General features: G+C 69.5%; 10 protein-coding genes. 3 read left to right on the top strand and 7 right to left on the bottom strand.

Annotation, left to right across the window (positions count from 1 at the left end; translation table 11 throughout):
• Window positions 1-846: 846 nt before the first annotated feature.
• Window positions 847-1,884 carry a hypothetical protein gene (locus OEB96_RS31335; RefSeq protein WP_266220485.1) on the bottom strand — a complete coding sequence of 346 codons (1,038 nt, stop codon included), beginning with the start codon at window positions 1,882-1,884 and terminating at the stop codon, window positions 847-849.
• Window positions 1,885-2,423: 539 nt separating this feature from the next.
• On the opposite strand from OEB96_RS31335, the gene OEB96_RS31340 reads away from it, so the two are divergent.
• Window positions 2,424-3,626 carry an alginate lyase family protein gene (locus OEB96_RS31340; protein ID WP_266220486.1) on the top strand — a complete coding sequence of 401 codons (1,203 nt, stop codon included), beginning with the start codon at window positions 2,424-2,426 and terminating at the stop codon, window positions 3,624-3,626.
• A 129-nt stretch (window positions 3,627-3,755) separates the two neighbouring features.
• Here the strand turns inward: OEB96_RS31340 and OEB96_RS31345 are convergent, their stop codons facing one another.
• The 3 genes from OEB96_RS31345 to OEB96_RS31355 all read right to left on the bottom strand — a co-directional run bounded on the left by OEB96_RS31345 (window position 3,756) and on the right by OEB96_RS31355 (window position 6,827).
• Window positions 3,756-4,547 (bottom strand): HEAT repeat domain-containing protein, encoded by a 792-nt coding sequence (locus OEB96_RS31345; protein WP_266220487.1) that lies wholly within the window; start codon window positions 4,545-4,547, stop codon window positions 3,756-3,758.
• Between the two features lie 75 nt (window positions 4,548-4,622).
• Window positions 4,623-5,036, bottom strand: a complete 414-nt coding sequence (locus tag OEB96_RS31350; protein ID WP_266220488.1) for a PDDEXK family nuclease — start codon at window positions 5,034-5,036, stop codon at window positions 4,623-4,625.
• Window positions 5,037-5,084: 48 nt separating this feature from the next.
• Window positions 5,085-6,827, bottom strand: coding sequence for a M14 family metallopeptidase (locus OEB96_RS31355; RefSeq protein ID WP_266220489.1), 1,743 nt, complete (start codon window positions 6,825-6,827; stop codon window positions 5,085-5,087).
• 49 nt (window positions 6,828-6,876) lie between these two features.
• Between OEB96_RS31355 and OEB96_RS31360 the strand changes: the two genes are divergently transcribed.
• Window positions 6,877-8,064, top strand: coding sequence for a GNAT family N-acetyltransferase (locus OEB96_RS31360; RefSeq protein WP_266220490.1), 1,188 nt, complete (start codon window positions 6,877-6,879; stop codon window positions 8,062-8,064).
• Between the two features lie 34 nt (window positions 8,065-8,098).
• On the opposite strand, the gene OEB96_RS31365 is transcribed toward OEB96_RS31360, so the two are convergent.
• The 3 genes from OEB96_RS31365 to OEB96_RS31375 are packed head-to-tail and all read right to left on the bottom strand — an operon-like array spanning window position 8,099 to window position 11,871.
• On the bottom strand, window positions 8,099-9,529 hold the full coding sequence (locus OEB96_RS31365; protein WP_266220491.1) for an aldehyde dehydrogenase family protein: 1,431 nt from the start codon (window positions 9,527-9,529) through the stop codon (window positions 8,099-8,101).
• Between the two features lie 51 nt (window positions 9,530-9,580).
• Window positions 9,581-10,654: a phosphotransferase family protein gene (locus OEB96_RS31370; RefSeq protein ID WP_266220492.1), complete on the bottom strand. Its 1,074-nt coding sequence runs from the start codon at window positions 10,652-10,654 to the stop codon at window positions 9,581-9,583.
• Window positions 10,651-11,871, bottom strand: a complete 1,221-nt coding sequence (locus OEB96_RS31375; protein ID WP_266220493.1) for an acyl-CoA dehydrogenase family protein — start codon at window positions 11,869-11,871, stop codon at window positions 10,651-10,653. Before OEB96_RS31375 ends, OEB96_RS31370 begins: the two co-directional genes overlap by 4 nt.
• A gap of 638 nt (window positions 11,872-12,509) precedes the next feature.
• Here OEB96_RS31375 and OEB96_RS31380 point away from each other — a divergent pair.
• On the top strand, window positions 12,510-14,669 hold the full coding sequence (locus OEB96_RS31380; protein WP_266220494.1) for a protein kinase domain-containing protein: 2,160 nt from the start codon (window positions 12,510-12,512) through the stop codon (window positions 14,667-14,669).
• The last annotated feature ends 27 nt before the right edge of the window (window positions 14,670-14,696 follow it).

Here is a 14,696-nt window from a genome sequence, read left to right on the forward strand (position 1 = left end):
CGCGTTTGCCTGACGCAAACCCCTCAACAACCGGCCCTTCAGGTGAAATCCCGCCTATTGTGCTTTTCGAGCGCTTGGTTCAGGTCTAGCGGTTGTTCCACGGCCGCTGGACACGGTCACGCCGCTGCGCTCTTCGAGCTCGGTGGCGTGGCCAATTCCACCCTGCGGGTGAACCCAGACCGCCGCGCCGCCTCGCTGGAGGTTCCCACCCGCGTCCACCATCAGCCGCTTGAAGTACTCCGTCTCGAACGCCGGGACCGCCTCGGAAAACGGCAGCTCGAAGCACCCTGGCGAGTTGGGTGACCGGGAGCCGCGCACATCACGCCAAATGGGACATCGATGTCCCATTTGGCGTGATGTGCGCGACCATGGCGGGCGACTGGTTGCTCGCGAGATGCACGGCCAGACCCATTGGATGGGTGCCCTGGGCTCGCGAGATGCATGGCAGACCCATCGGATGGGTGCCGTGCGTGTGGCACGAAGCCGAGGGCCCCCATCCGACGGGGTGCGGGCGCATGCAATCGCGCGGTGACGACCCCTCGGATGGGTCGCCGGTGTATGAATCCTGGCCGGTGGCCCCATCGGATGGGTCCCCCGTCGATGAATCGAAGCCGGTGAACCCATCGGATGGGTCACCGGCCTCGGGGGAGCAACGTCGGGAGGGGTCGATCAGCGACCAAGCGTCGATCAGCGAGCGACCAGCTCGAGGTCCTCGCGGTGCCCCGCGGGGTCGTCGGGCTCCGGGGCAGCGGGCTCGGTCGTGAGGTCGTCGGCACTCTCGGGGCGGCGGCGTTGGGGCTTGCGGCGGGAGCCCCCGCCCGAGCCCCAAGGGGGGATGCGACGCCGCTACACGCATTGGTAGCAGTCGGCGCCGCAGCTCTGCCCGTCGTAGCACTCCCAAAAGCAGTTCAGGTTCTCGCCATCGATGCTCGCGCAGGACTCGTACATCTCCCCCGTGCTGCCGCCCGGTGCCGGATCGCACTGGTTGCAGGCAGCCCCGCAGACCTCGTCGTCCGCGCAGCTCCAGTAGCAGGGATCGCCGGCAGCATCGGTGTCGCTACAGTCGTGATCCGGCTCGAACGTGTAGGGGCACAGCCCCGTCTCGTTGCGGAACATCGAGCAGACGGCGGGGAGGGTGTTGAAGCAGACCTCGCCGGCATTGGGGGTGGGAGCGGCGTCGCACTGGACGTCGTGGCTGTTGCACGTGGTCCCGGCTCCACCCATCGCCTCGCAGGCCTGAGTCCTGGCCCATCCCGGCGGGCTGGGATCGCCGCCCTCGGGTTGGATCCAGCATGCGTAGGAGCTGTTGCTCTGCGGCTCGATGAGACAGTACTTCTGCATCCCCGGCGTCGAGTATTCGAACTCTACGATGTTGATCTGGTGGGCCGCCGTGCTCCCGTCCGGCTTCGTATACGACATGTAGTACTGGCAGATGTTGTAGCCGTTGTTGCGACCCCACATCTCGCACGCATAGGCAAAGTCATCGCAATCGAACAGATCGGTGCCCGGGAGACCGCAGTTGTACTCCATGCCGGCCACGGGACAATTGAAGTTGGTGGGATCACCAGAGACGGGTCCGACCTCGCTCGCGCACGCGGGCACGCAGCACTCTTCCGGGGGTTCGTCGCAGACCGGCACGCACTGTCCCCCGAGGTCGGCGCCCGTGGACGAGCCATCCCCGGGATCTCCCGAGCTGGTGGAGCCGTAGCCGTAGCCTGTGGAGCCGTAGCCGTAGCTGGTCGAGCCGTAGCCTGTGGAGCCGTAGCCCGTGGAGCTGTAGCCTGTGGAGCCGTAGCTGGTCGAGCCGTAGCTCGAGCTCGCCATCATTCGGAGCTCGTAGTCTTCCTCCCGATCGTCACCTGCACCACAGCCGAATGCGAGCATCGACGCCGATGTGAGCGCGAGCGAGCGGAGCCAGGGACGAACGAGGGGTTGAATGTATGTTCCGATCACATCGAAACACGAGGCAAGGGGTGTGCCATGAGGTGTGCTCTTCCGTCCATCTCCCGCTTCGCGTCCGTCGTGCGTCCTACGATGGGGCACTCGGATCCCGACGACCATCGAGCAGGCTCGGATTCGCGGATCGAATGGCCCAGCGCTTGGGCAAGCCGCGCAATCGGTGGGCGAGGTGCCCAGCGATTGCGCGCGCGACGGGGCGGTCGTGGTCGTCCAAGACGGAGCAGCGGCGGCAGGGCTATGGGGATCTTGGCCGACGCGACCCTGCCACGGGGCGCTCGCCAGCCTACGGTCGAGGATCACGGACCACGAGCAACCAAGCGACGCGCTCGAGGGCGCAGCATGCCGCACCATCGGCGGTGGTCGAGCCCGAGATCAGAAACCGAGGCACATCGAATCGGGGAGATTGTTGCAGGGCATGACCCGCGGGCTCGCATCCGGGCGTCGAAGGGTGCGATGATGGTCGCATGCAGCGCTGGGCGGCAACCATGCGGTGGGGTGGACTTGCGGGGATGCTGGCGTTGGCCTGCGGCGCGCCCGGTGGCGAGACCACCGGGCCGGGCTCGACCGGATCGGACGAGACGACGGACGAGCCGGGCTCGGGCACGACGACCGGCTCCGACGGCACGACCGTGGCAGGGAACCCCACGACCGATGGCGGCTCCGAAGGCGTAGACGACACGACCACCACGGGCGAGCCGCCCCTCGGGACGGGTGGGATCTGGATCTCGATCGAAGAGGTCATGGCGCTCCCGACCTCCGGTGCCGCATGGGACGAGCTGCTCGCGGTGGCGATGCAGGGCCCCGGGGTGCCGAACCTCAGCGATCAGGATCAGGACGACAACGTGATGGTCCTGGCCAAGGCGCTGGTGTGCGTGCGGCTCGACGACGGGGCACTGTGCGACGAGGTGCGGGCCTCGGTGATGGCGGCGATGGAGACCGAGAACGGCGGTCGCACCCTCGCGCTGGGTCGCGAGCTGTTGGCCTACGTGGTGGCGGCCGACCTGGTGGGCCTGTCGGACGCCGATGACGCGATGTTTCGAGCATGGCTGGCGGACGTGATCCACGAGGACCTCGAAGGCCGCACGCTGGTCACGACCCACGAGGATCGCCCCAACAATTGGGGCACCCACGCGGGCGCGAGCCGAGTGGCGGTGGCGGTCTATCTCGGCGATCAAGCGGAGATGGACCGCTGCGCCGATGTCTTCCACGGCTGGCTCGGTGATCGCCAGACGTATGCCGGCTTCGCCTACGGCGACTTGTGGTGGCAGAGCGATCCGAGCAACCCGGTGGGGATCAACCCCGTGGGGGCCACCATCATGGGAGAGAACGTCGATGGCGTGCTGCCCGACGACCAGCGCCGGGGCGGTCCCTTCGCCTGGCCGCCTCCCCAGGAGAACTACGTCTACGAGGCCCTCCAGGGTGCGATCGCTCAGGCGGTGATCCTGCATCGCCGCGGCCATGACGTATGGAACTGGGAAGACCAAGCCCTGCTCCGCGCCTACCTGTGGCTCGACCAGCAGGCCTCCTACCCCGCCGCGGGGGACGACACCTGGCAGATGCACCTGGTCAACCACTACTACGGGACCACCCTGCCCGCGCCCGAGGTCGCGTCGTCGGGCAAGAACATGGGCTGGACCGACTGGACGCACGCCGCCCCGGCGCCCTGAGTCGTGCCGCAACCGGCACGAGCATTGCCACGCTCCCGGGCTGACACCCGACGCTGCCTGGCAATACGGCAGGATGAATCCGGTCGTGTTCGGGATGACCTCTGGCACGGCGCCACATCGCAGACCACTTCACCCATCGTCGAGCTCGGCGAGCACCTGCCTCGCGAGCATCACGACCTCGCGATCCTCCGCCGTGATCTCACCATCTTCCGCCTTGGCCTCCGCCTCCATCTCCTCGAACGTCGCGACGTACTCGACGAGCACCTCACGAGCACAGGTCGGCCGGTGGCGACGAAGAAGGCGGATCGCATCCGCCCGTGCGCGCGGGCTCGCGTCGTCGAGCGCTCCGTAGTGGTACTCGGGCGGGTCGTCGACGAAGCGGCCGGTGTAGGCCGTCTTCAGCTCCGGGTCGGGGATCAGCGTGAGCGCCTCGATCGCCGCGATCCGGGTGAGGATGTCCTCGTCGCGGAGCGAGCGGCGGAGCTCCGGCACCGCTGGCCGGTGCCGGAGCTTGCCGAGCGCCGTGGCGGCCTCCATGCGGGTGAGGAAGTACCGATCCTCGAGCGCCTCGATGAGCCGTGGCGCGAGCGCTTCGAGCCCGAGCAGCCCGGCAAAGAGCGCCCCCGCGCGCCGCTCCTCCGACGCCTCGTGGTCGAGCATCGTACGCACGCGCGCCGTGATCGCCTCGCCCAGGGTCGGCAGCGCCTCGCGGATCGCAGCGACCGTCCGCATCTCGCAGTGCACCACGTAGTCGTCCATCAGGATCATGAGGAGCTCGATGTCCCCCCGCTCGGCGGCCCAGCGCGCGACCTCGGGCAGCCGTCGATCGCTTTGCTCGATCAGCGCCTCGATCCAGGCCGAGAACGCCTCGGGATCCCCGTCGAGCGCCTCGAGCCGCGTGCGCGTGTCCTCGTCCGTCACGGGCGCGAGCATACCCCGGCGACTCCGAGTCCCGGATGAACGCCGACAGCCCCGTGATTCACCCCCGCACGCCCTTCACCCCCGCACCACCGCAATCGCCCGTCCTCCAGGCGACTCCACCCGCTCGACCCTCACTCGCCCCGCAAGCCTCCCTGCATTGCTACGCCGGTCGAAGATCACCAGCCACCCCCGATCGAGCCCGAGCCCGCACAGGTATCCATCGAGCTGCTCGAGCCCCTTCGCGATCGGATCGGCCTCCTTGTCGCGCCACACCTTGATCTCGATCGCCACGCGCTCGTCCCCGTACCGCAGCAGCAGATCCATCCTCCCGGACCCGATCGCATACTCCCGCTCGATCGACCCCCCACCGTTGACCACGCGATGCAGGAACGCCATGGTCACCAGGTGCGGCGCGATCTCGTGGTAGGGCGCCGCGGCCAACAGCGGCTCGCCGTGCTGTCGCCAGAACTCGACGAACGAGTCGAGCAATCGCTCGGCATCGAGGCCCGACGCTGCTCCGCTCGTCCCGTTCCCATTCTACTGCGCCCCGCCCAGCTCCACGCTCCGCTCGATCCACCCCACCCGGCAGCTCCCCACCCGCACCGTCACTCGCCCCGCACCCCGCACCACCCAGCGCAGCATCCTCGTGCTCACGCTGCCGCTCCCCCGCGGAAAGCCGGGGCTGCCCAGCGTCATGCCCCGCCCGCGCCCCCAGCCCTCGAGGTGCCCCAGCGCCCGCAGCCCCTCCGCTTCGTCCACCAGCGTCGCCCCCCCGTCCACCGCGACCTCGGCTCGCAGCGGCTCGTTCCACTCGTGAGCCTTCGACGACGGCACCACGTACGTCGCCAGGTAGCCGCGGTTGTCGACCTGCAGCTCGAGCTGCCACAGCCCCTTGGCCAGCGCCGTCACCCGCAGCTCCGAGGCCCAAAGCCGCGGTGCCATCGCGACCAGCCGCAAGAACGCCGCCGTCTGCTGCTCGCACAGCCGCGGCAGCCGCTCGGGCGGCGGGTTGCGAACGCCGAAGCGAATGTCCATGCCCCCCACCTCCACCGGCCCGAGCTGCGGGTGCTCCACCGGTACCCACGGTCGAAACACCCGCGACCCGTTCTCGCTTGCGTCCCATCGCGCCAGCCGATGCAGCAGCTCCCGATCGAAGCGGCCGTAGTGGTCCACGAAGCGAGGCGGACGCGGCATCTCCAGCACGCGGAACAGATCCCACAGCTCGCACACGTAGGCCAGCGCCCCGCGCGAGTGATAGGCGAACTCGGTCAGGTCTCCGTGCAGCGGCGTGTCGGGCTCGTAGGTGAAGTCGGTGAACCCGCTGACCATCGGATACCCGGTCAGCGGCTCCATGAACGCCTCGAGCTCGCGCCAGATCGCGAGATCCCCGGGATGCATCTTGTTGTCGGGCTGGGTTCCCAGCGGTCGAATGAGCACCCCGCCGTAGGTGTGCAGATCGAGCCATGCGAAGATCGTGGGATGCGCCGCCACGAAGTCGACCACCGCGCGCGACTCGGGCTCGGACAGCGCAAACGGACCCGCGCCCGCCTGCACGTGCTCGGGCGCCCAGTCGTAGGGAAAGTTGCGGTTCAGGTCGGGGCTGTTGTCGCCGGTCATCGTGGGCGTGGGCACCGTCCGACCGTCGAAGCCCTCGATGCTGCCCTCGGGCCAGATCTTGTAGAACGGGCCGACGTCGTCGAGCTCGCGAGGCAGCATGAGCCCGGGGATCTCGGTCGACTCCACGAACTCCCCGGTGGGATCGCGCCGCCGCAGCAGCAGCGCCAGGCCGTCGCCGTCGAGATCGTGGCTGCGCCAGCGAGGCGAGCGCTGCGGTCGCTCGTCGCGAGGCACCGAGCGAATGAAGCGACCGGTTCGCAGCACCTCCTCGGCTCCGTCGGGCGACATGCGCGGCAGCACCATCAGGCGAACCTCGCGGATCACCTCGCAAAGATGCGGCGGCAGCCCGTGCACGGCGGCCGAGGCCTGCAGGTGCAGCCGCAGCGCGTCCTCGGCGATCGCCAGCGCCACCGAGCTGCCGGCCAGCTCGGACGCATGCATGTTGGCGTCGACCCACGCGCTCGGCCGCTCGCGCCCGGGCTCCGGGCCGATGAGCAGCAGCCACAGCTCGCGCCCCTGGGGGGTGCGCCCCAGCGAGCGCAGCTCGCAGAGCTCGGGGTAGGCGTCGGCCCACGCGTTCACCTGCTCGGTCAGCGCGTCGTGGTCGAGGATGCGGTCGCGAAAGCCCCGTGAGAGCGAGGCAAGGCCCGTGGGATCGGTCATCGCGAGCGCGATCATAGGCCGCCTCCGGCCGCATGCGATATCGTGGGCCATGCCCGCCGACGACCTCGACTACGGTGCCGCCCACGAGGCCGAGCGCGAGGTCCTGTCCGAGATCATGGGCCATGCGTTCGCCACCACGCCCGCGGGCATGGTGGGCTGGCTCGAGCGGCTGGGCTACGACCAGCTCCGGGTGCTGCGGGGCCCCGATGGCGTGCGCGCATGCCTGGGCCTGGTGCCCATGGGGCAGATCTTCGGCGGGCGCTCGCTCCCGATCGTCGGCATCGTGGGCGTCGCCGTCCGCAGCGACTGGATGCGCCGCGGCATGGCCACCGCGCTGATGGGTCGTGCGCTGCACGAGATCCGCGCGGGTGGGGTCGCGGCGTCGAGCCTGTATGCCTCCACGGCGTCGCTCTACCGCCGCGTGGGCTACGAGTGCGCCGGCTCGCGCCACCTCGCCGAGCTCCTGCCGCTGCTGGCTCCTTCGTTCCGCGAGCCCACACCACCGCTGCGCGCGCGCCAGGCCACGCCCGATGATCTTCCCGCCGTGCAGGCGCTCTACCGAAGCGTGGCCGGTCACCACGAGGGCTTCCTCGATCGCGGCCCGTACGTCTGGGCGCGGCTATGCGACGAGCGCTTCGGCGTTCGTGCCCACGGGCTGCTGTTCGACGACGACGATGGACTCGCGGGCTACCTCTACTACCGCAAGCACCCCGGCGCCGATCGCCACCGCGTGGAGGTGACCGACGCATGTGCCCGCTCCCCCCGGGCCTGGCGGCGGATCTGGATCGCGCTGGGCGACCTCGGCACCATGGTCGATTGCATCGAGCTGCCCACCGCCCCGCACGACCCGCTGTACCTGCACCATCCCGACCCTCGCTTTGCCGTGCGGCTGCAAGAGAACTGGCTGATGCGGGTGACCGACGTGGTCGCGATGCTCGAGGGGCGTGGCTACGCGCCCGGCGTCGCGGGGCGCGTGGAGCTGCGGCTCGAGGACCCCGTGCTGCCCGAGCAGGCGGGCGCGTGGCAGCTCGAGGTCGAGGGCGGTCGCGGCCGCCTGGTGCGAGGCGGCGCGGGCCGGTTGCAGCTCGATGCGAGAGGCCTCGCCGCGTGGTGCTCCGGCTTCGTCTCACCCCATGCGCTCGTCCAGCTCGGGCTCGGGCAGGGGCCGCCGCCGGTGCTCGAGCTCGCTGGCGCGATCATGGCGGGACCGCAGCCGTGGATGCGCGAGATGTTCTGACGCACATCCACGGCCCGCGGTCCCGGGCGCCCGCTCACTTCGCGGTATGGCCGAGGATCGACTTGGTCTCGAGGAACTCGTGCAAGCCCCACTCGCCGAACTCGCGCCCGTTGCCCGACTGCTTGTAGCCGCCGAACGGCACCGTGATGTCGACGTTGGCCCCGTTGATGTGCACTGTGCCCGCCCGAATTCGACCCGCCAGCGCGATCGCCCGCTCGCGATCGGCCGAGCTGACGTAGGCGCACAGCCCATAGGGCGTGTCGTTGGCGATGCGGATCGCGTCGTCCTCGTCGTCGTAGGCGATGATGCACAGCACCGGGCCGAAGATCTCCTCACGGGCGATCCGCATGTCGTTGCGAACGTTGGAGAAGATCGTGGGCTTGACGTAGTAGCCGCGCGACAGCCCCTCGGGGCGACCCAGGCCTCCACACTCGAGCGTGGCACCCTCCTCGATGCCGGCCGCGATGAGCCCCTGGATCTTGTCGAACTGCGCCGCCCCGGCGACCGGGCCGAGCTGCGTGCTCGCGTCGCTGGGGTCTCCGACCGTGATGGCCTCGGCCGTGGCCTTGGCGATCGCCGCGGCCTCGGCCATGCGTGCCCTGGGCACCAGCATGCGCGAGGGTGCGTTGCACGACTGGCCCGAGTTCATGCACATCAGCCCCGTGTCGCGCGCGACCACCGTGGCGAAGTCCACGTCGTCGAGCAGCACGTTGGGCGACTTGCCGCCCAGCTCCTGCGTCACCCGCTTGATGGTCTTGGCCGCATGCTCGGCGACCGAGATCCCCGCGCGGGTCGAGCCGGTGATCGAGATCATGTCGATGTCGGGGTGCGAGGACATCGCCACCCCCGTCGTCGGGCCGTCGCCGTTGACGAGGTTGAACACGCCCGGCGGAACCCCGGCCTCGTGCAGCACCTCGGCGAACAGCAGCGCGCTGAGCGGGGCGAGCTCCGACGGCTTGAGCACGACCGTGCAGCCCATCGCCAGCGCGGGCGCCACCTTGGCGCCGATCTGATTGAGCGGCCAGTTCCACGGCGTGATCAGCCCACACACCCCGATCGGCTCGCGCACCACCACGTGCGGGCCACGCTCCTCCCGCGCGGAGAAGCTCGCCAGCGCCCCACGAGCCGTCGCGAGGTGGCCCAGTCCGCAGGGGGCATGCACGGCCTTGGCCAGGCCCATCGGTGCGCCCATCTCCTGGGAGATCGCGGCGCCGATCTGGGCCATGCGCGTCTGATACTGCCCGATGATCCGATCGAGCAGCGCCAGCCGCTCCTCGACGCTGGTGCGGGAGAAGCTCTCGAACGCGCGACGGGCCGCCTTCACGGCCCGGTCGACGTCCTCGGCTTCGGCCACGGCGATGCTCGCGATGGGCTCCTCGCTCGCGGGGTTGATGACCTCGAGGCGACGCGAGCCGAGCGGCTCGACCCACGCCCCGTCGATGAAGAATTGTCGTTGATGCTCCATGGATCCTCTACGCTCTACCTACGCACTACCCAGCTGGTACGACTCGTGCCATCAAAATCGTCCAGATTCGATCGCTCGCATGCCCGTCGCCCCGAGCGCGAGGACCATCTGGTCGAGCGCCCCGAATCGCGGGTCCTTGGTGTAGCCCTTGCTCCACCGGTAATAGATCTGCTGCAAGATGCCCGCGAGCTTGAGCATGGCGAAGCAGTAGTAGAACAACATGTTCGATACGTCGGTCCCGGTCCGCTCGGCGTAGCGCTCCACCAGCTCGCGGCGGGTCATGGCCCCGGGGGCGGTCGTGGGGCCGAACGCCATCGCCTGCCAGCGCGGATCGTCGTCCTGCTGCACCCAGTAGCCGATCGCGGTGCCCAGATCCATCAACGGGTCGCCCACCGTGCACAGCTCCCAGTCGAGCACCGCCACGATGCGCGTGGGGTCGGCCGGATCGAGCATCACGTTGTCGAACTTGAAGTCGTTGTGAACGAGCGTGGGCTTGCCGTCGGGTGGGATCCGCTCGTGCAGCCAGGCCCCGAGCCGCTCGATGTCGGGGACGTCGCTGGTCTTGGCCCTTTCGAACCGGCCGATCCAACCCTCGACCTGGCGCCGCACGTAGCCCTGCGGCCGGCCGAAGTCCTCCAGCCCCGCCGCCTCGAGATCGACCGCGTGCAGGGCCGCCAGCTCGTCGACGAGCGACTCGCACATGCGCCGAAGCATCGGCGCATCGCCCTTCAGCTCCTTGGGCAGGGTTCGACGCAGGATGATCCCCCGACGCCGCTCCATCACGTAGAACGTGGCGCCGATCACCGAGGGGTCTTCGCACAGCAGCAGGGGTGCGGGCGCATTGGGGTAGATCCCCTGCAGCGCCGCCAGCACCCGATGCTCGCGCTTCATGTCGTGCCCCGAAGCGACCTGCACCGCGAACGGTGGCCGCCGCAGCACCAGCTCGGTGTCGCCCTTGCGCAGCAGATAAGTGAGATTGGAGTAGCCGCTGGGGAACTGCTCGATCACCAGCTCGCCGGACAGCTCGGGTCGGTGCTGCTCGAGGTAGGCGTCGAGCGCCGCCAGATCGAGCGTCTCTCCCTCGCGTACGGGCTTGCTGCCGTCGATGGGCGCGTCGCTGCTCATGCCTCGCTCCCCTTCGTGCTGCCCGCGGACTCGTAGCGGCGCAGGATCCTGCGTGCCACCACCGTCTTGTGCACCTCGTCGGGCCCGTCGTAGATGCGAGCCCCTCGCTCGTGGCGGTAGATCCACGAGAGCACGGTGTCATCGGTGATGCCCAGCGCGCCGTGGCACTGGATCGCGCGGTCGACCACCCGCTGGAGCACCCCCGCGGTGTGGAACTTGATGAGCGAGATGTCCTCGCGCGCGGCCTTGACCCCGACCTCGTCGATGCGCCACGCGGCGTGCAGGACCAACCATCGCGCCGCGTCGATCTCGGCGCGAGACTCGGCAATCCAGTGCTGGACCGTCTGCGTGTCGCCCAGGCGCTCGGTGGGCGACAGCCGGCGCTCGATGGCTCGCTGGGCCATGAGGTCGAACGCTCGCTCGCACAGGCCCAGCCAGCGCATGCAGTGGTGGATGCGCCCCGGCCCGAGCCTCGCCTGCGCCAGCGCAAAGCCCTTGCCGGGCGCTCCCAGCAGGTGGTCGTTGGGGACCCGCACGCCCTCGAGGCGAAGCTCGGAGTGGCTGTTCCAGCCGTCGCCCGGCTCCCCCATGATGGGAATGTTGCGCACGAGCGTGAAGCCCTTGGCGTCGGTGGGCACGATGATCATGCTCGCGCGATCGTGGGGCGCGGCCTCGGGATCGGTCACCGCCATCACGATGCAGAACGCGGCTCCATCGGCGGCGGTGGTGAACCACTTGTGGCCGTCGATCACCCAGTCGTCGCCGTCACGACGGGCGCGGGTGGACATCCACACCGGGTTGCTGCCCGCGTGCTCGGGCTCGGTCATGCCGAAGCAGCTGCGGATCTCGCCGTCGAGCAGCGGGCGCAGCCAGCGTTCGCGCTGCATCGGAGTGCCGAACTCGAGCAGCAGCTCCATGTTGCCGGCGTCGGGAGCCTGGCAGTTGAGCACGTAGAGCCCCAGCGGCGAGCGCCCGAGCACCCCGGTGACCAGGCCGTGCTCGAGCACCGACAGACCCATCCCGCCGTGCTCGGCGGCGATCTGGGGCAGCCACATTCCCTCGGCGCGGGCGCGCCGTCGAAGCTCGCGAAGCCGGGGCTCGACGGCGCCAAAGCCCGCCTCGCGAACCTCGGCCTCCAGCGGCACCAGGTGGTCGTCGACGAGGCTGCGGAGCTTGGCGAGGGTGGGAGCGAGCGACGGAGGGATCGACAGATCCATGGATGCTCCTGGCAAGCGGTCCACGCGTTCGGCGTGGCAAAGGGGGGGTCGTGGAGGGGACCGGACGAGCGGTGGCCCGTCCCTCGAGGGGCTCGGCCGGATGATCACCCGAGCCCCTCGCGTGCATCCGATGATACCACGGAACGCTCGCAAACCAGCACCACTCGAGCCGAATGCGAGCGCACTTCGAGCGGCCTGCGAGGGAGATTACGAGCTCGTCGCCGAGCTCCTCGTCCCGCCGACTCGAGCCATGCGACCGGTCGCGAGAAGGCGTCGACGCCGGCTCGAGCGACGTTCATCGGAACGTCGCTCGAGCCCGACGTGCTCGCGCCTGGTTCCGATGGTCGCGGGCCGGGGACCGACGTCGAGAACGACGAGCAGCGGGCTCCTGGTGCGTCTCGATGGCCGTGTCCACGAAGTCGAGTCGACCGCCGACTCGTGTCAGTGCATCGCCCGTCGAGGGCGCACACTCGTCCTCGTGCACCGTCGTGCGCACCCGTCGATCCTGCACGTCCGCGATCGATCTTTGTTGTTTCGGACCCATTGCAGATGAGACACTGTGACGGTTGGTGTGAGCGGTGAGCGGGGTAGACGAAATGTACCGGGATGACCGGCGCGACGAGGACGTTCCGACCGTCATGGTCCTCAACGCCGCGGCATTGGAGCGGCTCTTGGTCACGGACGGTACGCGGGACGACGCACGCGGCGAGGAGGTCCCGACCGTCATGGTTCGCAGCGCCGCCGTGGCAGGGCCGACCGTGGCCATGGACGGGGCGGGCGTCGACGACCGGACCCTGACCGAGGAGGGGGACCTCCAGCAGATCGGTCACTTCACCGTGCTCCACGAGATCGCCGAGGGGGGCATGGGGGTCGTCTACGCGGCCCACGACGACCAGCTCGGGCGCAAGGTCGCGATCAAGCTCCTGCACGCGCGAGGCGACCACGGCGATCAGGCCCACGAGCGGATGATCCGAGAGGCGCGGGCGTTGGCCCGCCTGTCGCATCCCAACGTGGTGCAGGTGCACGAGGTGGGGACGTTCGAGGGCAAGACCTTCGTGGCCATGGAGTACGTCGAGGGGCAGACCCTGCGGCGGTGGCTCGAGGCCGGGCCCCACTCGTGGCGCGACGTGCTCGACATCTTCCGACAGGCCGGGCAGGGGCTGGCCGCGGCCCACCGGGCCGGCATCGTGCACCGCGACTTCAAGCCCGACAACGTGGTGGTGAGCAAGGACCAGCGGGTCAAGGTGCTCGACTTCGGCCTGGCCCGCTGGAACGCCGACGGAGGCCAGCTCGAGGGCGAGGAGCCCGAGCTCTCCCACGACTCCCATCCGCCCGACGCCGACGAGGAGCGCAGCCTGACCAGGACCGGCTTCGTGCTGGGCACGCCCGCGTACATGTCCCCCGAGCAGCACGAGGGCGAGGCGGCCGATGCCCGTAGCGATCAGTTCGGGTTCTGCGTGGCCCTCTACGAGGCGCTCTACGGCCGTCGCCCGTTTCCGGGGCGCACGTTCGCGAAGCTCTCCCGGGCCATCACCAAGGGCGCGCCGCTGCCCCCGCCCTCCGGCACCGAGGTGCCCAGGTGGGTGCACCAGGTGGTCATGCGCGGGCTGTCGCGCGACCCCTCCGAGCGCTTTCCCTCGATGGACGCGCTGCTGACCGGCTTCGAGGACTTCAAGGCCAGCGTCGACGCCTACAACACCGAGATGCTGCGGCTCGAGTCGGGGCTGGGCACGATCATGGTGCTCGCCTTCTGGATCCTCGACTGGATGTTCGTCCCCGAGCACGTCCTGCTCGCGCTGATCATCCGCCTGGGCATCGGCGGTGCCGCCCTGTCCGTGCACGTGCTGTGCCGGCGCCGCCCACGGCTGGTCGAGCGCCACATCGACGACCTGTCGCTGGTGATCAACATCCTGACCGGATGGGGCATGTCCGCCATCATCTGGCTGGCCGGAGGGTACGAGTCGGGCTACTACGCCGGGCTGAACCTGTTGGTGCTCAGCCTCGGCATCATGTTCCTGTGGACCGTGCGCCGGGCCCTGCTGCTCAACGGGATCGTCTACGCCTTCTACATGGCCCCCCTGGTGCTGGGCCTGGTCGAGGTCCGCGATCCCTCCGTGGTCCTGAGCAATCAGTTCTTCCTGCTGAGCACCATGATCATCGTGGTGGCCGCGCAGCGACAGCGCTACATCCAGCAGCGGCGCCAGTTCATCGCGGAGCAGGAGCGCACCCAGCTCCGCGAGGAGGTCGCCGCCATGGCGCGGGGCCGCCGGCGCGTCGATCTGTACGAGCGCAGCCAGTTCCTGCTGCTGGCCGACGACGAGTTCCAGCGCTCGCGTCGCGATCGACGACCCGTGTGGTGCGTGGTGGTGGGCGTGGACGGCTTTGGCGAGCTCGACGCTCGCTACGGCGACGAGGTGAAGGACGAGCTCCTCGCCGGCCTGCGGCAGCGCCTCGCCGAGGACCTGTGGCGGTTCGATCTGGCGGGTCGGTATCGCGGCGACGAGTTCGTGTTCCTGCTGTCCGATGCCCAGCCGGCCTCGGTCCGGCAGCTGACCGAGCGGCTCCTCGAGGCGCTCGGTGGTGAGCCGGTGCCCACGCAGGCGGGGCCCGTGGCGCTCACCTTGAGCGCGGGTCTGGCCTCGTCGAGCGCCACCGAGCATCTGACGACCCTGCTGTCCCATGCCATCTCGGCGCTGGAGCAGGCCAGGCGGGCAGGAGGGGCCCGCGTCGTGGTGTGGAGCGGCGAGCACCTCGTCACCACCCAGTCGTCCGTGCTGCCCAAGGACGTGGGGGCCTGAACGGCGTTATTCGTCACGAATCATCGT

Origin of the sequence: Paraliomyxa miuraensis (genome assembly GCF_026337845.1) — a bacterium.
GTDB classification, from domain to species: Bacteria; Myxococcota_A; Polyangia; order Nannocystales; family Nannocystaceae; genus Paraliomyxa; species Paraliomyxa miuraensis.